Here is a 23261-nt window from a genome sequence, read left to right on the forward strand (position 1 = left end):
GATTCTAGCTTTATTCTCAAGCTTACTTATTATTGAGAGCTGCGATTAGTTTTCACTTTATTACCAATCAAGCTTAGATAACGCTGCGTCATCAGCTACGAGTGTGAAGTCTGGATGAAGCTGTAGGATAGAAGCTGGAACTTCTGGAGTAACTTCTTCTGTTAGTGCTCTCTTTAGGATTTCAGCCTTTTTTTCGCCTTCTACTACCATGAGGATTTTCTTGGCACGCATGATGGTTCCAATTCCCATTGTGTAGGCCTGGCGTGGAACCATGGAGGCATCCTCAAAGAAGCGTTTATTGGCTTCAATTGTGGCCTCTGCAAGGTCAACGACATGTGTTTTACGTGTGAAACAATTAGATGGCTCATTGAAGCCTATATGGCCATTTGGGCCAAGACCCAGGAGCTGAAGATCGATTCCGCCGAGGCTGTCGATGAGTTCTTCGTATTTCTTACATTCATCCTCTGCGTCTTCGTTCATTCCATCTGGAATATGTATGTTCTTTTCCTTGATATTAACTTTGGAAAAGAGGTGATGATGCATGAAGTAGTTGTAGCTCTGTGGATTATCCTTATCAAGACCTCTGTACTCATCAAGGTTTACAGTCTTAACCCTGGCAAAGTCAAGGTCGTCCTTGTTGTACCAGTCTACAAGCTGCTCATAGATTCCGATGGGTGATGATCCTGTGGCAAGTCCCAATACACATTTAGGATTCATGATGATCTGAGCGGATATAATGTTGGCAGCCTTTCGGCTCATTTCCTGGTAGCTGTGTGCTCTGTAAATTTTCATGTCTTTCTCCCCTGGTTTGATTCAACTTTTTGTCATTGTGTCTATAGTTCTTTTACCCGAAATATCACTATCTCTATAATAGTATCTTTCCGTATATTTCTGAACAGAAATATATAACATCAACAATAATCGTCAATAATTGACAATAATAAAGAGGATGCCCTATTCAGGCATCCCCTCTAAATCCTTATGGATTAGTTTACGCTGTCGTAGTAAGCAGCTCTTGCATCAAGAATCTTCTGAAGTCCTGAATTTACAAGCTCATTGTAACCTGCTTCATATGTTGCCTCGAACTGATCTGCTGGGCAGCAAATGCATGTGTATACGAAGCTGAGCATCTTGTTCTTAATGTCTGTTCCGTATGTTGCCTGATCTTCTGAGATGTAGCCGTATACTGGGAAGCGGTACTTACCTGTTGCACATACATCGTAGTAGTTCTTGTACCACTCAACTGAAGCCCAATCCTGCTCCTGTGAAGCATACATTGACTTTGACATTGTGTCGTAGTCGTTAACCCAATCGAAGTTGAGGTTCATGATGCAAAGGTCATCACATGTTCCAGGATATCCCTTAGCTTCCTTGTCAGCTGTTGAAGGCTCATTAGCAACGCCGAGCTCATCGTATGTAAGGTCTGGTGTGTAGCGAACCTGTACTGCGTTTGCAGGATCTGCAAGCCAGTTGAGGTACTTCATGCAAGCTATAGCCTGCTCATCAGATGTTGTCTGCTCTGGAATCATTACGAACATAGCATATCTGTACTCGTAAGGTGTTCTGTATGATCCATCTGGGCAATCGAAGCACTGTACTGGGATGAATGATGCATCCTCAGCGCCAAGTGATGTGTTGAGAACTGCTGTAGGATCCCAAACGTGAGTTGTGTCATCAAGTGTGAAACCGATCTTACCATTTGCAAGGTCTGCAAGGAATACGCTCTCATCTGTATCTGTTGGGAAGTCCTGTGTAATAAGACCATCGTTGTACCACTGGTTGAGCTGCTTAAGACCATCCTTTGATCCAGGAGCTACTGCCATGTATGACTCAGCATATGTGTAAGCCATCTTGTCATCTGTAAGATCTACATAAGATCCAACGAAGTTAAGGTACATCTTCTCTGTATCTGCACGTCCGCTCATGCCCCAAGGTGTTCCAAGGCCAGCATCCTTAACTGCATAGAGATATTCGCCGAGCTCTTCCTTTGTTGTAGGAACATCCATTCCAAGCTGGTCGAGCCAGTCCTTACGGATGTATGCTGTGTGACGAGCATTCTCTGTTCCTCTCTGTTTCATAACAGCGAACTTCTGATCACCGAGATCTGCGATTCCGGACTGAGCCTCGCCGCAATACTGCTGGATGTTTCCGCCGTACTGATTGTAGATATCTGTGATATCCTTAAGTGCTCCACTTGAAGCGTAGTTGTAGAAAAGATCCTGTGAGTATGAAAGGATGATGTTTGGTGCTGTTCCACCTGACATCATGATATTAACCTTGTCATCTGACTCTGATCTAGGAACTGATACGTATGTAACGTTGATGTTGTAGAGTTCCTTCATCTGCTGCTGGATCCACTGTGTAAGCGCGTTATCCTCTGTTGTTGTTCCAGGTGCTGCGTTACCTCTGTCCCAAACCATTACTTTGATATCAACTTCTTCTCCGTAAAGGTCGTCTGCGCCTGTTGCTGCAGAAGCTTCTGATCCTGCGTTCTGCTGTGCTCCTGAATTAGCATCTGATCCAGAGTCTGCTGGAGTCTTACCACAGCCTGTGCCGAGCACCATGAGTGCTGCCATAGCTGCTGCCAGTGAGCGTTTTCCTAGGTTTTTGATTCTCATTTAATTCCCTCCCTATAATATACATTTATAGTTTCCCTTTTATATATCATCCAGTTGTTTCTGGATTTATATCTGTTGATAATAGTTCTCTCTGGGATTCTCACTAGACTCGAAAAAACCTCGTCAAGTGTTCACCCATGGCTCGTACTAAGCTCGAAAATACCTCGCTAAGTACTCTGCTCACCCTTTAACCGCTCCAACCATGATTCCTCTTGTGAAGAACTTCTGAACGAAAGGATATACGATAAGCATTGGAAGCATTGAGATAACAATACTTGCTGCCTTGATATTCTCCGCTACCAGGTTGGTCTGAATACCTTCCTCAACAGATACGTTGACTGATTCAACGAACTGCTTAAGTACCATCTGTACTGTGAAGAGTTTGGAAGAGTTGATGTAGTAAAGTACATCACTGATTCCGTTCCACCTTCCTACTGCATAGAAAAGACCTAATGTTGCCAGTGTAGGATATACAAGTGGAAGAACAACTCTTGTAAGTGTCTTAGCTTCGCTGCAGCCATCGATCTTAGCTGCATCGTAGATAGCTGAATCAATTCCCTTAAATGCGTTGCACATGATGATCATGTTGTATGCACTGAGCGCACCAGGAATAACAAGTGCCCAAACTGTATCGATCATCTTGAAGTCTTTTACGTTCAAGTACTCAGGGATAACACCTGGGTGAAGATACATTGTAAGTACGAAGAGCGCCATTACCAGCTTGCCACCTTTAAGGTTTGGCTTAGAAAGTGGATAAGCTGCCAGTACTGTCATAACAAGGTTAAGTACTGTTGAGCCAAGCATAAGTAAAATTGAATACCAGAAGGCGTTTACAAAGCTTCCGCTCTGAAGTGACTTAACATAAGCTTCTACGTTGAAATCTACAGGCAGGATGAAAACCTTTCCTGCAATAATTGCGTTCTTACCACTAAGTGATACAGCTAAAACTCGAAGAATAGGTATCATGGCAATGAATGTAATTACGATGAAGAATCCCATCCAGAATCTCTGGAATCTTCTTTCCTGTTTACTATTGATAGCTCCCATTACAAGATACCCTCCTGTCCCATTTTCTTAATTGTCCAGTTCGCAACGAGAACCAGGATGATTCCTACAACAGTCTGGAAAAGACCTACTGCAGTAGCGAAGTCAAATCTTCCTGCTGCAAGACCTACTGAATATACGTAGGTACTGATAACATCTGATGCATCCTTAACAAGTGTGTTACCCATGAGGTAAGGTCTGTCAAAGCTGATGTTTACAAGTCTTCCAACCTGCATGATAAGAAGGACTGTAATAGTTGATGAAATCTGTGGCAATGTTACGTGCCATATTCTCTGAAGTCTTGTAGCTCCATCGATGTAAGCAGCCTCTCCAAGAGAAGCATCTGCTGCCATCAAAGCTGCCAGGTAAACGATAAGTGAATATCCAGCTCCCTGCCATACACCCATTATCCAGTAAACGAAACGCCAGATAAATGAATTACTAAGGAATGATACTGGCTCTCCACCAAATGCTCCGATGATGTTGTTAACAAGTCCTGAGCTGTTAAAGAGCTGTGTAACAATACCTGCAATGATAACCCATGAAAGGAAGTTAGGAAGATATAAAAGTGTCTGTGTTGTCTTTCTAATTCTTTCACTTCTAAGCTCGTTCAAGAATACTGCCAGGAAAATTGGAATTGGGAATCCGATAATCAGATCACCGATGTTAAGAATGATTGTATTCTTAAGTGCACTCCAGAAATCCTTTGATGAAAAAGCTTCTTTAAAATTCGCAAGTCCTATCCAAGGGCTGCTCCAAATTCCTTTAAATACATTAAATTTCTTAAAAGCAACTACTACTCCAAGCATCGGCTTGTACTTGAAAAGAATCATGTACACAACCGGAACAAGTAGCATAAGGTATAGCTGCCAGTTGTTTCGAAGGTAAATTCCTACCTTACTCTTCTTGCCATCTTTCTCCATATAACCCTCTCTACACTCCTTGGAAACTCCCAAAAACTTAACGGCTTGTATGTATCTGCCTCTCACCGTTGTAATGATTGTATAATCTTTAGGAGTAAGAAACTATATGATTTTTACCAAAATCGAGATAAAACATTGCATTTTTTGTCCGAATCAATCATATAGCTTTCTATATAGCTCTTTTATAACCTCTACATCCAGCTCCCTTACAGTGTTTGAAGGGCTTCCGCTTATCATTGCATCCTCTGCCATTTTGTCGATCTGGGCAAAAAATGCCTCTTTTTCGATGCCATAGCCTGCCAGCGTTGGAATCTGGCACACATGACAGATCTTTTTGATCTGGGACATGAAGATATCTGCCGCCACCTCTACGGAATCGCTGTCGTTTGCTGCTCCGATGGCCCTTGCCATGTCTGCAAAGCGCTCCTTTGCTCCCTCCTTGGCATACTCGAGACATACACTAAGAAGCATTGCGTTAGAGATGCCGTGTGGCACATGGAAAAGAGCTCCAATTGGCCTGCTCATGCCGTGTACAAGAGTTACACTTGAGTTGTTGAAGGCCATACCTGCCTCCAAAGCTGCTATAGACATCTGAGTCCTTGCTACATCGCTGCCTTCATCGTGAAATGCAAGAGGAAGGTAGTTAAAGATTCTTTTTATTGCAGATATTGCCAAGGTGTCTGTCAAAGGCTGAGCTTTTCTTGATGTGTAGGCCTCTACTGCATGTGTAAGGGCATCAAGGCCTGTAGATGCAGTCATCTTAGGTGGAAGAGTCATGGTGAGCTCAGGATCAATGATTGCCACATCAGGCATGAGCTGAGCTCCCTTAAGGAGCATCTTAACTCCTGTATCAACGTCAGAAACGATGGTGAACTGAGTAGCCTCAGAGCCAGTGCCTGCTGTTGTCGGGATTGCCACCATCTTGGTCTTAATTCCCGTGATCTCTTTTCCCATGTAATCGGAGAGCTTGCCTTCGTTGGCATCCATGGCAGCCACTGCCTTCATGATGTCCAGAGCACTTCCGCCGCCGATACCAATGAGGAAATCGCAGTTCTCTTTTCTATATATTGAGAGTGCATCTGCTATCATCACATTGGTTGGCTCCCCGAGAAAGTCATCATAGATAGCAAAAGAAATGTCTTTCTTAGAAAGAGCATCTGTGATAATCTTCACCTTTCCAAGCTTCTCTGTGATCTGATCACAGACGATAAGGGCTTTTTTGCCAAAGCCCTCTATGTATTTGGCCACCTCTTTCAGGCTCCCCTTGCCTGTTACGATCTTGCCTGGTGCGATAAATTCTTTTGCCATACCCGTTTCCCCCTTACTCTACCTCAGACAGCTTAACTGGTCTGTGTTCCTTAACGGAAAGATTTGCTGCCATAGCCATAAGAACTGGCTTAAGGCCATCATCAATGCCGAGCACTGTATTTGTATCATTCTCAACTGCTTCAATGAAGGACTTGATCTCGTCTGAGTAAGCCTGCATGTATCTTTCAAGGAAGAAGAACAATGGCTTCTCGCCTGTTACGCCGCTTTCGTTAGAAAGAACTACATTGGACTGGGAGTCGTTGGCATTAGCTACCATTCCCTTTGATCCAAATACTTCTGCTCTCTGATCGTAGCCATATACTGACTTTCTGCAGTTATCGATAACAACCAGGGCGCCGTTCTTCATCTTGATAGTGATGACAGCTGTGTCAACATCGCCAGCTTCACCAATTGCAGGATCCACAAGGACTGCAGACTGAACATATACTTCCTCTGCATCGCATCCAGCAAGGAAACGAGCCATATCAAAATCATGAATTGTCATATCCATGAACATACCGCCAGAAACTGCAACGTACTCAGGTGATGGTGGCTCAGGATCTCTTGATGTGATCTTGATGATCTGTGGATCACCGATCTTGCCTGCAGCAACTGCAGCCTGAACAGCCTTAAAGTTGTGGTCAAATCTTCTGTTAAAGCCCACCTGATACTTAAGGTTCTTGCCCTTTAATGCATCCATTACCTGATGGATCTTCTCTACATCGTGATCAATTGGCTTTTCGCAGAAGACGTGCTTGCCTGCTTTAATTGCCTCGATTGAGATTGGTGCGTGTGTATCTGTTGATGAGCAGATAAGAACTGCCTGGATCTCTGGATCGTTAATGATATCCTTGTAATCCTTTGTTACGTTCTCGATGCCCATATTCTTAGCCCAAGCAGCTGTCTCATTGTTCATGAATGGATCTGCCAGGGTCTTGATCTTTGCTCCTGGAACATTGTTAGTGATGCTCTGTACGTGTACCTTTCCAATACGGCCTGCGCCGATAATTCCTACTGTAACCATTTTCTTTCCCCTTTTCTTATATAATCAAAGTCCTGTATGTTCTGCGATGTACTTTCTAGCCTTAAGAGCATATTCGAATGGATTTGCTTTTGCTGGATCCTGCTCTGCTTCAACCACAACCCAACCTTCGTAACCAGACTCTTCCAATATCTTGAAGATTGGTGCAAAGTCTACGTCGCCATCTCCTGGAACTGTGAAGACGCCTTCTCTTACGCCCTTTAAGAAGCTCCAGTTGTTCTTTCTTGATTCCTCAACCTTTTCTCTTCTAATGTCCTTAAGATGTACATGCTTAACTCTGTCTACATATTTCCTAAGGATTGGCTCTGGATCGATGCCTGCAAAGGACAAATGTCCTGAGTCAAAGAGAAGATATACCAAATCAGGATCCACCATCTCCATGAATCTGTCGATTTCTTCTTCAGTCTGCACTACTGTTCCCATGTGATGGTGATAGGTAAGGGTCATACCATTGTCCTTAGCAACCTTGCCTAGGCGGTTAAGGCCCTCTGTGAGGCGCTTCCACTCATCATCGTTCATAACATACTTGCCCTCAAAAATAGGCTGATCAAGCTTACCCTGTGTTGAGTAGCTCTGCTCTGAAGCACCGATCACCTTCGCCCCAAGGGTCTTAAGGAATGTGAGCTGCTGCACAAATTCTTTTTCCACCTCTTCATAGGGCTTGGTTAAAAGAAATGATGAAAACCACTGGTTACAAACCTGAATACCTCTAAGGTCCAGCGCTTTCTTAAGCTCTACTTCATCCTTAGGATACTTACTTCCTACCTCGCAGCCCTTAAATCCTGCCAGTGCCATCTCTGAGATGCACTGCTGAAATGTATTTTCTTTCCCCAAATCTGGCATGTCATCATTGGTCCAGCCAATAGGTGCAATGCCAAGTGATACCTTCTTGCTGTCTAACATTATCCTTCTCCTTAATTAAATTTATGATCATACATCCAAGTGTAACGCTCATCATCAATTCGGTCGGTCCATGGATTGCCTGGAAGATGTCTGATCATCCAGCAAGTGTACATCTGAAATCCTGGTGCGCAGGACTGTGGATGAACCTTGCCTCCCGGAATAGCTGAAAAGCTGCCGTCCACACTCTTAAACACTTCATCTCCAACAAAGCTTGCTCCAAAGCCCTCTGGTCTGTCGAACAGGAAGTAGTAGGTCTCTGGCTGTGGATGAGTGTGTGGAATGTAGCCTGACCAGTTACCTGGATCATTTAACACCTCGCCAAGAACCATGTTTGAATATGGCGCAGTCTCATAGTCGAAGGCTGTGCTTACTCTTCTCTTGGCTGTTCCACCAAACTTATCCTTGCAGGAATAGATCCATGGTGTGTTCTCAGGATCATAGAACTTAGCCTCAAACTCTTTTTCATTGTCTGTGCACTGGACCAGAATCTCTGCGTCGCTGTCAGCAGTTACTACCACCTTTGTGTTCTTGCAAACATGAAGTGCATAGAGCCCATCAGTGAAGACATCCTTTCTATAGACCTCTTTTTCCTGACCATTCCAGCTATACTTAAGCTTTCCCTTTAGCAAAAGAACTGCCATCTCCTCGGTGGGCTTAAGAAATTCCTTGGTCTGTCCCTGTGTCAGCTTAAATACTCTGATATCCATAAGCATATCTTTGTAGTCGTTGTCATAGGTTGTCAGGATCTTCTCACCGTTTTCGTCAAACTCTGGATATCCAAAAACTTTTCCCATTTGCTTACCCTCTCTACATATATTTCTTTTCAAACTGGTAATTCTCATCTAACCAGTTAACATCAATACTTTCTGGCTTCTTTTCTTCCCTCTTCAACTTCTTTTCTGCAACTTCTTACTGACTTGGATGTTGATACAGCCGCAAGGCCTACATCCCACCAGGACTCGTAGCCATCTGTCATGGTCTTAGGCATAACCTTAAGGTCGATAAGTGTTGAAACCTTCTGTTTCTTGGAATCCTTAAGGGCCTCTTCAAGCTCTTCAACAGTTCTTACCGTGTAGGTCTTAAGTCCGTAGCCAGCACCGATCATAGCGTAATCGATTGGAATAAGATCGCCATTTAGCTTTCCACTCTTATCTCTGTATCTAAACTCTGTAGCAATGGAGCCGATTCCGTGGGTCATCTCCAGGTTGTTGATGCATCCAAAGCCGCAGTTATCAAATACTAAAAGGTTGATCTTAGCTCTTTCCTGCATTGCTGTAGCTATCTCGCTGTGAAGCATAAGGAAGCTTCCATCACCAAGGAAGGAATAAACCTCCTTCTTAGGCTCAGCCATCTTAACTCCGAGAGCTCCGGAAACCTCATATCCCATGCAGGAATAGCCGTACTCAGCGTGATAGCCATTTCTTTCATCAGTAGTCCACATTCTCTGAAGGTCACTAGGAAGTGATCCACCAGCTGTTACGATGTTGGCGTTCTCATCGATGACTCTTCTGACAGCGGCAATTGCTGCGGTCTGAGTGAGAGTTGCTCCAGTCATCTTGTGGAATTCAGGAAGTGTTCTAGGATCTCTTGCTTCGATCATTGGCTTGAACTTATCGCCTGTGTACTTGATCTCTGCCAGCTTACCCATCTCCTTGTTCCATTTGTCTTTGGCATTTCTGATCTCATCCTTATAGGATGTTGAATACTTGCTCTTGGAAAGGACTTTAGAAAGAGCTTCCAATGTAACCTTAAGGTCACCAACAGCCTTGGTTGCATCCATCTTGTAGGCATCAAAGCGATTAACGTTGATAGATACTACTGGAACATTTTCCTTGAACTGTCTCTTGGAACCAGTTGTGAAATCTGAAAGTCTTGTGCCCAGGGCGATGATAAGATCTGCTTTCTTGGCAATTGTGTTGGCTGCAAGAGTTCCTGTAACTCCAATTCCGCCAAGGCACATAGGATCTGAGGACTTACATGCACTCTTACCTGACTGGGTCTCGCCAAATGGAATGTGGAACTTGTTACAGAAGGTCTCAATTGTCTCGCCGGCCTCTGAATACTTAGCTCCGCCGCCAACAACCACTAATGGTCTCTTGGCCTTTGCTATCTTCTCAGCAACATCAAGGATCTCCTCCTCAGCTGCTGCCTGTCTTACGATTCTATGAACTCTCTTTTTAAAGAAATACTCTGGATACTCGTAGGCCTCTCCCTCGATGTCCTGAGGAAGTGCAATACAAACAGCTCCTGTATTCGCAGGATCTGTCAGAACTCTCATTGCACTGATCATGGCTGTCATCAGCTGCTCTGGTCTGTTGATGCGATCCCAGTATTTGCAAACCGGCTTAAATGCATCATTTGTTGTAACTGCCAGTGAAGAGTCTATCTCCAGCTGCTGAAGTACAGGATCTGGCTGTCTTGATGCAAATGTATCTGCAGGAAATACCAGAAGCGGAATGTGGTTAACTGTAGCATCTGCGCAGGCTGTGACCATATTTGCTGCTCCTGGTCCTACGCTTGATGAACAGGCAATTATCTTTCTTCTGTTGTTCTGCTTAGCAAAGGCGATGGCTGTATGGCACATGCCCTGCTCGTTTCTCCCCTGAAAAACCTTTAACTTTCCCGGGTCGCTGTCCAGGGCTTCCCCAAGTCCCACAGCTATTCCGTGTCCAAAGATTGTAAATATTCCCTCTACAAACTTAGTCTCCTTACCATCGAAGGAAACGTACTGCTGATCAAGAAACTTAACCAGCGCCTGTGCTGTTGTAAGTTTTATTGTTTTCTCCATGACCTTCTCCTATCTAAATTGCTATACCCCTAAACAGCGCTCTGATTCTACATTTGGGTAACAAAAAAGAATGTACGATATAGAGCGCAATTGTTCTCTATACCATACATTCTATTTTTATTTCAGTGCATTATCTACGCGGTTTTTATTATTACTCATCAAAAAGATTGCATTTTTTGTTATTGGCCATTAATACTGTTTGCATTTTTTATAACTGTATTATCTGTGTTATCAGATTGAGTGTTCCATGTATGAGCCAGCTTGGGAGAATTGATCCGTCAGCTTTCTTTTCATTGATATATGCAAGAACAACGCCTGGAAGCATAGGATAGAGGAAAAGAGCTAAACCCTGAGCTACATTTATCTGTCCGAGGGCCATAACTACATGAATGGCTCCAAATAAAGCGGCCTGAATAATTGTGGCAGCCTTAAATCCAAGCTTTGATTGTAATCTCTTTTGAATAAAACCTCTAAAGACAATCTCTTCAGAAAGAGCTGTCTGCAAGTAGGAATAGAAGATTGCGCAAGGAAGTCCTGCTACGCCCATTCCTGCAAAGGTGGAGGTGTTCCAATCTGTCTTAAGGAGCACGTTGTAAACCACCATACCAACGATTTCGCATATTGCAAATCCGCCAATGATAAAGAGTAATAGTTCTTTCCTATCTCCGGCTGGGCGCTTAAGTCCCAGCCAGGAGAAGAAGTTTTCTTTTTTACGGGCGGTTATGAGCCACCAGATAAATGGAATTATAGAGAATAGTATGATCTGAATTATTGAGTTAATAAATTGATTAATTGTCAGTGTTGTCATTGTCGTCACCTTCTGCATTTGGATCGTACTTAAGTATGTCGCCAGGTTCACATTCAAGAGCATTACAGATTCCTGCAAGAGTTGAGAATCTGATTGCATTTACTTTGTTGTTCTTAATCTTGGAGAGATTAACATTGGAAATTCCTACGTTATCCGCAAGATCGTTAAGAGACATATGGCGCTTAGCCATCATGATATCAAGTACCACAAAAAGCAAACCCACAGTCAGGCACCACCAAAAAGTAAAACGTACACATCTTAACCAAGAGAAAAACCGTAGAAAAACTAAAGCGAAACGCAAAAAAGAACAAGGACGAACACAAACCAGCCAAACCCAATGGACAAAGAAACACCCTACCAGAGAAAACCAAGAACGAAAAAGGCAAACAACCAACAAAGACAAAGACCAACAAAAACACAACCAACACCCTGAACAAGAACAACGCATAACAAAAAAAACGATGACCATATGCACGCCACACTCAAAAAAAGACTAAAGCTACTAAACAAAACAACAGTAAAGAATGAAACCAAGATCCCTGGCAAGAGAAGACCAACCAACACAAGAACGAACTAAAAGCAATAGACCTCCGAAACAGCAAACACAAAAAAAGAAAATCAAAAGATGCCAAAGCCTATAAACCAAACCTAGACGAACTAACATAAAAGAAAAAGAACTGACAAAACAACGAAACCCCCGAAACCAAATCATACCAAAAAAATAAGCGCCAGAAGCGTGGACAACACGACGAGAACCCTTCAGAATCCCAAAACCTCCACGAACAAACCCTCCCAAAACGAGAAACACAAAGACATTAAAGCTTACACAAAAAAAAATAATAACAACGGCAATCAAAAAGCCCAAAAAATCGTAAGCGAAAAACATTAAACATACATAAACCAAGACAAAAAAGCCGATGAACTGCCCATTATCACGAAAACAACCTATCACAAGACCAACACCTAGAACATAAAAAGCAAACCGCACCAAGACCTGGTAACACATGCAGGCAAAAAGCCGGAAAATAACCGACAACAGCCCCAGGCGCACAGGTTACACGCAGACCGCGCAAACCAACATACTCCAAACGAGATAAAAAACCAAGGGAATTCCTCAAAACGAGTCCACGCAAACTCCAAAAAGGAACAGACCCTCGAGAAAGAAGGCCACCAATAGGGCCTCAAATAACCCAAAAAACAAGAAACAAAAACAAAAAAAAAAAACCCCCAAAAAGAGACTACATTATAAAGACGCAACTATAATAAAAGCTATCACAACCACACAAGGACACATCACTAAACGCCGAAGAGCACACACAAGCAAAAAGAGCAAAAACGCTGGAAGAAGCCCGAACACCAGCTCCCAAAACTCAAAACACAAAAACAGTACACACTCACGCCACTATAACCAACAACAAAAGAAACGAAAATAACTAATACACAGACACACATACGCAGGGACAAATACTAACGGAAAATACCGAAGCCACCATCCATCCAAAAAAAAACTGGGAAATGACAAAACCAATAACAAGAACACCATTAGAATGAGATAAGACATTCACCCTCAATGCCCAAATATCCCCAAAAACCCCCTCAATTCTGAGAACCAGCAACTCCACGGTAAGAAAAACAGAACAGATACAGGAGCGATGACCATAAAACAAGCGCCACCCAGCCACTGACAACCACACACGAACCATCCACCAAAAATACAAAAGATCCAGAGCTCAAAATACCAAGCCAAGAAAAAAAAGAATACGAGATCACATTTCCATCTCCATCAAAGAAAGCATACTCAACAATAGCAAACTCTACAACCAAACAGCCGCCACTAAAGACACAGCAATAGGACCCGGAATAGAACATGATATTACCAACACTAACAATATCAACAGCCACAAAAGCGACTGTCACAACCCCACCAACGCCACAATTGAAAACAACAGACAAATCACATACAAGACCAAAAACAAACTCCCCCGGAAAATGTACAAACACACACACGCAAACAACACTCGTAAACCTAGCAACCAACGCCAATGTAAAACTAATACATGCGACAAAATCAACCACGACAAAGACACCGAAATAAAAATCAACATAACCAAACACAACCCCAGATTCATCATTAAAGCAAGCAAAAGAAAAAAATCCTAAAAGAACAAAAAAACTACAGCCAACAACTATAATTACAGCAACTAGAACGATATACACGAAATCACCACCCCAAAATAGAAGAAAGCATTCGACATAACAACTCAGAAAACCCAAGACACAACACACCACAATCAAACCATCCAGGCCCTCCAGAGAAACAACCAACACTTTTACTACGATCCATAAAAAACATAGGAAAAACCACTAAAACCCAACACAAGACTCAAACAAATAAAGAGATGAAAAAAACAAAAACGATGTACCCGCCGCAAACAGCATTCCTACAAATTAAAAAAACCACTATTCCAGAGAGAAAACCACAACACAGACAGCAAAAAAGAACAACCTCCCCACCACATACCCCATCAAAAAAAGAAACCAAATACATAATGCGAAAAGAAAAGTGCCAAAGGCCAAAAAAAAAAATCTTCTCTCCACTACTAAAAAAACAATAAACCGGTGCAATATGAACAAACTCATAATCAAAACATAACCCTAGAAGAAAAATAAAAGAAAGACAACAAAAAAAAAAAAGCTGGTCCAAAGACACACCCACCCCTTATAATCATATAGCCCCATAGCCAATCGCCAAAACAACAAAATGACAATCCGCAAGCAACAAAAGGAAAAACCAAAAAAAGGCCTCAAACAAATACCACCTAACAAACAGCATTAATGACCGGAAATTGATCATAAAACACAACCACAGCCCATCAGACACAAAAACAACCCCCACAAGAACAAATGTAATACAACAAAAAACAACAACGTTGAAACAGAAATACATACCACACACGCAAAACTCTGAAGAAAGCAGATCATTCACAAAAAGGAACACGACACAAAAAACGCAAAAAAAACACCCCAGAAAAAAAGTAAATCTATCAATCAATAAACAAGGGAAAAACACGGAAAAAACCAACAGAAAAGGAGAATCCAACCATATACAACAGAGAAAAAGAAAATCCACCGGAAAAGCATAAAGATCCAGAGCAAACGCATTCAAACCCAACGCAAGAAAGACAACATAATCAAAAACGAAACCCCAAAGAAAATAGCGGGAAAACCAAAACAACATCCCTCAAATAAAAACAAACATACACACGAACAGAAACCTAAATACTACCATCAACATAATAGAAACCAACAAACCCAAAGCAGTCCGATCCACACAAGATACCCAAAGCTACCGCAGCAGGATATACAACAATACCACCACAATAAAGAAAAAAATACAGAAATAGAAAAGCCAAAAAATCATAAAATACAACTTCAACAGCAACCCCACCGGAACAAACTTCAAACTCAAAAAAAAACTCGCAACCAATATATAAAAAAAAAACAGTTCCTAAAGAAAACGGACCAACCACCTGAAAACGATAGAAAAACAAAACAACCCAAAAAAGAGAAGCAACCACGTAAACAACAAAAGCAATAACCCAAGAGCCTTCATGACTAACAACCATACCGCCATAAGCTATTAAACACTAATAGAAGTCAAAATACAAATACAAAAAAAGCAACCACAAACAAACGAGTCAAACAAAAGATAGAGAAATCAAGCTTAAAAAGAAGATACCTGACTGAGGGTCCATCATAAGAATCACCAGTCACGGGCAAACTTAAAGCCCAGAGCTCACGGACATCAGTAAAGGAAGAACCATAAAGAACAAAAAAAAACATAAAACAAAACAATCCGATAGCTAATACAAAATCTTCATAGAAACAACAATGAAACTCTAACTTCCCACCCCCAAAAAACAGCATACGAAAAAAAACAGCAAAGAAGGACAAAACAGAAATAGAAACACACACATAAGAAAAACACAAGACGACAACAGCACCAAAAAAAAAACCCAGATTCAAGAAAAGACCAAAACTATCACAATTGAAACCAAAACAGGTAATCAGTAACAACATAACTCCGCCTACACAATCTATCAAAAAAGCATAAAAAACCGAAAAAAAAAAAAACAAATCCAACAGAATAACAACACACCCATAACTATACCCAAACAACGAAGACAGCGCTACAAGAAACCCGACTGACAGTACAACATCAACGAAACTTCCAAGTGTATAAAAAAACAAACAAGCAAATCCAACACTAATGGCACCACGAATCCAGAAGCAAATAGAAATCCCACCAAAACATCGCATACAATCACCAAGAACGCCAATCCCACCCATTATAAAGCCAACAAACAATTCAAAAAATAAAGAAAAAAACATAACACACCCACCAAACACGCCATTAATGGCAACAACGGAAGCAAAAAGAACCACGAACACTAGAAACACCCACAAGTCATACAGCACTTCCATAAAAGACACAAAACTAATCAGTTGCGAAGCAGAAAAAAGCACACCACACACACCTACCAATATCAAACTAAAATCAAAAAACGACTCACCGAAAAAAACCTGACCCCTCACAGGAACAAGAAATACATAACTAATACTAACAAATACGCAACAAACAGAAAAAAAAAGAAAAAAAACAAAACCATATCATAAAGCAACAAAAAATCCATGATGACAAACAAAGGCATAATCATAAACAAAAAAAATCACAACCGACAGTTCGGAACCAAAACCCCAGACCATCAAATGAGACCCGCATGAACGCACCCCACAAACAACCATCACGAAAAAACATCACGAACCACACTAAAAAACAAAACAACCAATCAACACCAACCCTCAAAAAATAAAACAAACCATAACAAAAATCAAAAACCCCGAAAAAAACGCACCAAAAAATACTCGTGAAAACGGCCATATTCCACCAACTGTAGAAAAAAAAAAACTACCCTCTCCAGGACCAGACCTCAAAAAAACAAGACCAACAACATCAAAACAATAAGAAAATAACAACATAAGAAAATTAGCATCACCAAAAACAAAAAAAAAAAAAACAAAAAGAACAAAAACCTCCACAGATGAAGAGTCCAAAATAACAGCAAAAAACTGAGCAGACCACAAAGGATCAAAAGAAAAATAAAAAGCCACCAAACCTTCCAATAAAAAAACTACTCTAGAAACCCAACAAATAGCAAGAACAAACACACAAAGGTCATAAACAACAAATATGAACAAAACAACAAACACACCAACAAACAAACAAGAAACAACACCAAACACACCACATCCAAAACCACTACACCCAATAGCAAAACACCAACACGAACGACAAACATAAGTCCAACAACATAGAAAACAAAACACAGATGAGAAGAATCCCACAACGGCACAACAAAACATATCACCATACTCCCGACACAAAACATTTCTACAAACACAACCAGAAGGACCATAGAAGCAGGACCGATAGTGCCAGAAACAACAAAATCGAAAAACAAAAAATCTCAACGTAGAACCTCATGGGAATCAACAAGTGCCACAATCAAAACTTCATACCCGAAAAAAATAGAGACCACACCCCCATTAACAGAAACATGAGAAGGGAAACGAAAAGATCAAGATAGCAAAAAAGCACTAATCCATGCCGGAATTTACACCAACGCCGCTACAGAACACAACACAAGAAAAAACGCAACATCAGACACCATCTGAGACCAAAACCAACAAACAACTAACAAAATAACCAAGAAAACAAAAAAAGCCGATACAAACGTTGCACAAGCAGACGAATGACTCGTAAAATCTGAACATAGAAATCCGAACATACACACAAGGAGAAAGAAGAATCTTGAAACCAATCCCTAAAAAGGAAAGCTACAATGTTTCGCAGATGCAACAGCACCCGCTCAATCACAGGCCAAAACAGTAACAGGAATAGTAACAAGACAAGCGACAAAAAGAATCAGAGTATACAAAAAATACTCATAAAAAGCAACTGGCACCGAAGGAGGATTATATACCAACAATAAAGCTCCTAAAAGAAACAACAAGAAATCCACACTGAAAGAACTCACAGGAGCAAAAAACAGCACCAACCCCCCGCCTGCTTGAGAGACAGACAAAACAAATGGCAGCAGGATAGTCAAAGAAAGACAGAAAGCACGTAGAGAAAAACCAGTCCAATACATCATACGAAGAGAACCTGCATACGGAGCGACCAGTCTAACAAAGTCAGCATAAGAAGAAACAACAACTAAAAGACCATCCAAACCCGCAAGATACAGAGAACCCCCAAACACAACCTAAAGAGAAGAAGAGCTAAGAACACATACACCCAACCTTACCAAGGCATCATCAAAAACAAACCATACATGTCCACCAGCCACTCTGCTTACAAGAAGATTAAAACCAACCAAGGAAACCTCACCTAAAGATACTAAAGAGTCTCCTGAACAAACAGACCCAACACTAAACACAAGAACATGGTATACAAATAAAAAAGCACCCCTTTAAAAATCTGGCGCATGAGTCATAGTACCAATAAAAACAGACTGAAACGGCGTCAAGATCAGAGAACCAGAAGAAAGGACCACAGGAGTCCCACTCGTACCCAAGGAACAGACCGTACGAATAGAAGAGGGCGAACAACCCATAACAAGAGACATAATAAGACCCAACAGGCCATCCAACTCAAAAGATGACTTTACAACAGCTACAGACAGAGCCGGACTCGAACCGAAAGAAACAAACGTAAACTCCGACCTGAGGAAACAGGTTAAGAGAACCGTAGCAAGACCGCAAAGCCCAGCAGATGCAGAACGAAATGAACCAGATACAACAACAAGAATCCCTCGTGTACATACTATAGCTGCCATAACGGAACCACCAACAGAACAATAAACACAAGAAGCAATAATTACAAAAATACCCATAACCAAAAGAAACTGAAAAACTCAGCAACGAGAATAAAACATCATAGGCGTAGACCCGTAAGGAAACAGTCCTACCAACAGGCGGAAAACGAAATCATATGAATACCGAATGAGCACATCAGCCAATAGATCAAAAACAAGCAAAAGAATTAAAAAAACAAAATACGAAAACACAACTATCTGACCAGCCACAGATACTACAGCACTCAAATTCAAAGAAGGCACGTACCCATAACACACCAGCCGACCACTAAAAGAAGTCACAAAGGCAACCAAACCCATAAAACCTCCAAAGAACATAAAAATCCCTAGAGAGACATCTAGTCCCGCCAAAAAGACCAGAAAATAAGAAACAAAGCTTACCCGTCCCCCAGCAAACGAAAAAACGCACAGCGCAGCAACCTTACTATCCAGCTAATACTCCCATCGAGTAACAACACGATCCAAAAAAGCCGCCATAGGACCCAATAGGCCAAACTAATATACAACCCTAGTACCAATCGCAGCTAAGACAAAAACAAACTCTCCCGACCCAAGAAGCCAATAAGCCAAGATAAGCCCAGGAGTACACAATAACCCTTAACTCAACGCCATCGGCGGAAGACCATCAATGGCAAAACATAAAAACCAGGTCATAATCACAAAAAAACCAAGTAAAAACGCAAGATGGACCGGAGCTGGACAAAAGGTTCCCGTTATCATCAAATGAACAGGAAGCTCCACAACCTGACCAAGCGAATGACAGGAAAAGGCTACTAACCCACCCGCAGAAGCAAATAGTCTCACCACCAAGACAACCCGTCTGGAAGATAAAGTTGTCACGAAGCCAGCACCCGTACGTTCCTACAAAACCCTCACCCACTGACCAAAACCGTAACCACATACAGGCAGCGCAAGAACACCTGCTGGATAAAGATACAACTCAAAGCTAATCTTAGTGAAAGAATACTACGTCACCACAACATACGAAACAACCAATCTTGTAATACGACCACTTTGAAAATATGCCTACAGGATCTGCCACCCAAACGCAGCCACCAAGAAAATAAGACTAATAGCTGAACCAAAAACCATAAGCAAGAATACGCCATGAGGACCGACAAATCGAATTACAGAACAATCGCCATCATATGCCAACGACATAGGAAAACCATCCCCACCAACCAATCCCGTTAAACTACCACGTCCACCATATGCAAAAGACGCAAATAGAACAAGTAAAAACACCCACCCTACTGTAGGTAAAAAAGAAAACAGATCCAAGGCCGTATCATACTGATACAAAGAAACCATACCAACCGGAGCAATAACTCGTGACGCCACCCCCAAGAGATAATAACCATAATACACCACCAAAAGAATAGGAAGAATAACTCGTTCTCCTTCCCCAAACAGATGGTAATAAAGCCATGTAGCCATAACCGCCGCAGCTATAAAAAGCGATGGTACCAAAACCGCATCATATACCAACAAGTCTTCAATCAAAGCAGGAGTAGTGAAGCAAGATACCTTACCAAGAGCTGAGGACGCAAAAAATGCCACAAAGCCCGCAGCAACAATAACACTAATGACATTATCAACAACTCCAAGAACACAAGTGACCCTATGAACCACAGCGGACGCTCTAACGAAAACCCGACCGACAGAAGCAGCTGACAACCCTGCAGCTACTACACTAAAAGTAACAAGAAAAAAAACAGTCCCAGTCACATAAAATGGAATACAGGTTCTAGTAGTCGCAGCAGCACGGATACACAAAGACGTAACAACCTGAAAAGAGTACATCATCACTACACCCATTGGATAGACCACACAACACAGACTCACCCAAAGACAACAGACCAAGTCTGAAACCAACACATCAGAATCCAACATGGATGACAAACTCACAACAAAGGCACAGAAACAGAAAGCAAGGAGGCCCTCTGGCACAAGTAATCCAGTAAGAAGCCCCATACTAACAAAACAACACCCCACCGTATAGCAAAACCTAGCAGGAGAAAAAGCCCTGAGAACCCTATCAATATACAAGAACAACAACGCCATAACCACCCCAGAAAATCGTGATAAGACACGGCGCCCAATAGCAGCAGAAACATACTCAACCGTACAGACATGCAACTCAAGCAAGGAAGTAACACGTAGAACCCCATCAGACATGAACAACATCACACCAACAAACGCAAGCGCCTCAAGCATGATCCGCGATCTAGAAAAAGATGCAATCACAACGCCAACGAAACCAAAGACACGGACCATCCCCTGGATAAATCCAAACTCGCAAAACGAGAAAGCTCGTAGACCCACATAAGGTCACATCAGCAACGTAAGTCTACACTGAAACGTGGAAAACGCAAAAGTAGAACAAACCACGCTCACCATAAGGGCCGCCACAGAAAAAAAAAAACCCAACAAAGTCAAACAAAAAACAAGAGCACTCACCCCTTGAGATCACACAGCCAGACGAAGAACCCCAAAGAATACCTTCCCAACAATGAACCTCAAGACAAACTCCTACCCAATGGATGTAAGCCAAACAAAAGAACAGCCATATGACGTAAAAGAGACAAAACCAGAGAAATCCATACATGTCTTGACATAAAAAGAAAGCAAAAACACAGCACCATCCCATCCAAAGAATCCCGCTTCTCCATGAATGGCAAGAAAAAAAACCTCTGAAACAAAGAGGAAATCCTCCAAGCACCCTAAGATCCCACCGACCAAAAAAACAGTGACCGTCGCACAAGCTGACAGGGCCAGACGCAATGAACAGGCAAGTAGCAAAAAGCCCCCAAAAACACAAACAAAAGCACACCATGCACTAAAGAAGCGTCTAGCGCAAATCACAGCTCATCAGACAATCTAAAGATCACCATTAAACCTGATAAAAGGACCCGTAATAACATGTAAAGGAAAAAAAAACGACACCTAGAACAGCGTAGACATGCCCAAGACAAACAAAAAGAACGGCGCAAAAAACCACGAACAAACTTCCGAAAAACCCACCGCTGCAAACACCAAAGAACTAAAAAAATCACCATACAAACCTCGAAAAAAACCCCCACCCACAAGCCAAACAAACAAAAGCCTAAAAAGCCGATTAAGATGACCAAGAAGCCGGACAAACAAAGCACCTAAAAAGCAAGAAAGAACAGCATCAAAAAAAGCAAGAAAAGGCACCACAAGCGGCCGAAAAAACACCTCCATCCCATCTGAAACAAAGGCAGCAAGCGCTACAAGCCCAAATGATCGAACCGAACCACCAACTCTCAACAAAAGCAGGACAGCGCACATCAAAACTATAAACGAAGCAACAGAGAAGAAAGACTTCATAGGAAAGCCAGCATCCTGAAAACATCCCGTAGAAGCACCAAAATCAATAAATACCCTCTCAAACAGACAGGAACTAACAATCGCAGAAAAAACACCTACAACATCCTCCCAAAAGTCCCCAAGAAGAGCAACAAATAACAAAAACCTAAAAACCTGCAGCCAACCCATAAAGACCAGAACAAAACGTACAGTAAATACAGCCACACCAGACAAAGTAACATGAAAAAAGCTCGTGGAACCACCCGATGACACACCCACATGAAAAACAGCAATTACAAACCGAAAAAGAGCCGTCCCAAACGACGCAAATTCTTCAATAAAAAAATGAACATGAGCAAAGCAACCACAAAAGTACACCAGCAACCGTAACTGCCGCAAACGCCCACAACCGCCAGTGAATACACGCCATGAACCCCGAAGAACACTGCATAAATCTTCTCCAAGAGACTCGCCAAACGTCAAGACTCACTCTCAATGGAAAGAAAAAAATCCACTACCACAAGACCAGAATAAGGAGAATAAAGAAAAACCGAACAAAAAACAAACTGAACAGCTGGAACCACCTACAGCGGAATGAAGCTGACCACTCTTATACTAATCTAACTGATCATCACAACTAGCCCGGAGAAGACCCATAAATCGAACTACAGATCCACTGCAACCCCGAAGACCACATAGGCTGTCGATGGGTGAGTCAAAAGCAACATGAAAAACAGCAACAACAACATCCAAAAGACAATCCACATCCGGCGATACATAGTCACTAAATAAAAGGAAAGACACCACGGAATCATAGATCTTATAAACAAACGACGGCCAGACACGAGGATCCACCACCACAACAGCCCCAAAATTCGGCATCTTCACACGGCCCAGCAGCAAGAGCTTCAGGAACTAATGAGATATCATAAAGCAACTAAACCATCATAAAACCAAGAAAACATATACCCAACGACACCAAGCCCATAAGCGAACCGACCAAGAAGCCATAACGGCCCACCCCTGAAGAAAGAAAGAAAGGAACCCAAACCGCAAAACTCTCACTCCCACCCGTCAAAGCTTAACCCCCTCCACCGACAACCCGATACCACACCAAAAGAAGAAACTATAGGACTCCAGAAACGCTCCCCAAGGGAATTAATAGTGTCACAAAAACCATTTCAAGCAGCTCCAAGATCACCAAGTACGCCTTCATATCCACAGAGATCACCGCGAACCGAGCAACTACCTGCTTCTAAGTCATCGTGAGACAAGTACTCTCCTCCCTAACTCATAATACTCATAACCCAGCAAACACGCCAAAGAAAAGAAACTCATCAGTTGTAAGAAAGTCCTGATGAAGCTGCCTCGTCGATAGACTCGAGATTGTTTGATGATGTCATTACGTTCTTTGAAAGAGTCTCAAGCTCTGTAACGTATGTCTTAAGATCGTTATCAAGCTGGTAGTATGTTGATGTAAGTGTCTCAGATGCTGTACCGTATGTGATAGCTGAGATGTCATCTACTGTTCCTCTAAGTCTTGTAAGTGTGTCGTTAAG

19 protein-coding genes are annotated in these 23261 nt (G+C 42.0%); all 19 read right to left on the reverse strand.

Annotation, left to right across the window (positions count from 1 at the left end):
- Positions 1-60: 60 nt before the first annotated feature.
- Entirely contained in the window at positions 61-792 is a 732-nt protein-coding gene (nagB, locus tag T541_RS0110300; protein WP_026652666.1) for a glucosamine-6-phosphate deaminase, read from the reverse strand.
- Positions 793-986: 194 nt separating this feature from the next.
- Positions 987-2618, reverse strand: coding sequence for an extracellular solute-binding protein (locus T541_RS0110305; RefSeq protein ID WP_026652667.1), 1632 nt, complete (start codon positions 2616-2618; stop codon positions 987-989).
- A gap of 180 nt (positions 2619-2798) precedes the next feature.
- Positions 2799-3665, reverse strand: coding sequence for a carbohydrate ABC transporter permease (locus T541_RS0110310; RefSeq protein ID WP_051538194.1), 867 nt, complete (start codon positions 3663-3665; stop codon positions 2799-2801).
- Entirely contained in the window at positions 3665-4585 is a 921-nt protein-coding gene (locus T541_RS0110315) for an ABC transporter permease (protein WP_026652669.1), read from the reverse strand. Before T541_RS0110315 ends, T541_RS0110310 begins: the two co-directional genes overlap by 1 nt.
- Before the next feature lie 153 nt (positions 4586-4738).
- Positions 4739-5893, reverse strand: coding sequence for an iron-containing alcohol dehydrogenase (locus T541_RS0110320; protein WP_026652670.1), 1155 nt, complete (start codon positions 5891-5893; stop codon positions 4739-4741).
- Between the two features lie 13 nt (positions 5894-5906).
- The gene (gene iolG / locus T541_RS0110325; RefSeq protein WP_026652671.1) at positions 5907-6917 is read right to left on the reverse strand and encodes an inositol 2-dehydrogenase; all 1011 of its coding nucleotides are present in this window, start codon (positions 6915-6917) and stop codon (positions 5907-5909) included.
- A 24-nt stretch (positions 6918-6941) separates the two neighbouring features.
- Entirely contained in the window at positions 6942-7838 is an 897-nt protein-coding gene (iolE, locus tag T541_RS0110330; RefSeq protein WP_026652672.1) for a myo-inosose-2 dehydratase, read from the reverse strand.
- Positions 7839-7849: 11 nt separating this feature from the next.
- Positions 7850-8632, reverse strand: coding sequence for a 5-deoxy-glucuronate isomerase (locus T541_RS0110335; protein ID WP_026652673.1), 783 nt, complete (start codon positions 8630-8632; stop codon positions 7850-7852).
- Positions 8633-8694: 62 nt separating this feature from the next.
- Entirely contained in the window at positions 8695-10626 is a 1932-nt protein-coding gene (iolD, locus tag T541_RS0110340) for a 3D-(3,5/4)-trihydroxycyclohexane-1,2-dione acylhydrolase (decyclizing) (protein WP_026652674.1), read from the reverse strand.
- Positions 10627-10834: 208 nt separating this feature from the next.
- Positions 10835-11434, reverse strand: coding sequence for a CPBP family intramembrane glutamic endopeptidase (locus T541_RS0110345; RefSeq protein WP_026652675.1), 600 nt, complete (start codon positions 11432-11434; stop codon positions 10835-10837).
- Positions 11415-11627 (reverse strand): helix-turn-helix domain-containing protein, encoded by a 213-nt coding sequence (locus tag T541_RS0110350; protein ID WP_034466742.1) that lies wholly within the window; start codon positions 11625-11627, stop codon positions 11415-11417. The genes T541_RS0110345 and T541_RS0110350 overlap by 20 nt, the downstream gene beginning before the upstream one ends.
- Before the next feature lie 1403 nt (positions 11628-13030).
- Positions 13031-13651, reverse strand: coding sequence for a hypothetical protein (locus T541_RS0110355; protein WP_155839495.1), 621 nt, complete (start codon positions 13649-13651; stop codon positions 13031-13033).
- Between the two features lie 1058 nt (positions 13652-14709).
- A complete protein-coding gene (locus T541_RS0110365; RefSeq protein ID WP_026652679.1) occupies positions 14710-15060 on the reverse strand; it encodes a hypothetical protein in 351 nt (116 codons plus the stop codon).
- A 31-nt stretch (positions 15061-15091) separates the two neighbouring features.
- Positions 15092-15961: a hypothetical protein gene (locus T541_RS0110370; RefSeq protein ID WP_026652680.1), complete on the reverse strand. Its 870-nt coding sequence runs from the start codon at positions 15959-15961 to the stop codon at positions 15092-15094.
- A gap of 336 nt (positions 15962-16297) precedes the next feature.
- Positions 16298-16738 carry a hypothetical protein gene (locus T541_RS0110375; RefSeq protein ID WP_026652681.1) on the reverse strand — a complete coding sequence of 147 codons (441 nt, stop codon included), beginning with the start codon at positions 16736-16738 and terminating at the stop codon, positions 16298-16300.
- 626 nt (positions 16739-17364) lie between these two features.
- Positions 17365-17727: a hypothetical protein gene (locus T541_RS21390; protein ID WP_207640291.1), complete on the reverse strand. Its 363-nt coding sequence runs from the start codon at positions 17725-17727 to the stop codon at positions 17365-17367.
- Between the two features lie 1671 nt (positions 17728-19398).
- Entirely contained in the window at positions 19399-20649 is a 1251-nt protein-coding gene (locus tag T541_RS0110395; protein WP_034466752.1) for a hypothetical protein, read from the reverse strand.
- Positions 20650-21318: 669 nt separating this feature from the next.
- Positions 21319-22185, reverse strand: coding sequence for a hypothetical protein (locus tag T541_RS0110400; RefSeq protein ID WP_026652684.1), 867 nt, complete (start codon positions 22183-22185; stop codon positions 21319-21321).
- Between the two features lie 854 nt (positions 22186-23039).
- Positions 23040-23261: hypothetical protein (locus T541_RS21655; RefSeq protein WP_026652685.1), on the reverse strand; the 222-nt coding region annotated here is incomplete at its 5' end.

The organism is Butyrivibrio proteoclasticus P6B7 (assembly GCF_000622085.1).
GTDB lineage: Bacteria > Bacillota > Clostridia > Lachnospirales > Lachnospiraceae > Butyrivibrio > Butyrivibrio proteoclasticus_A.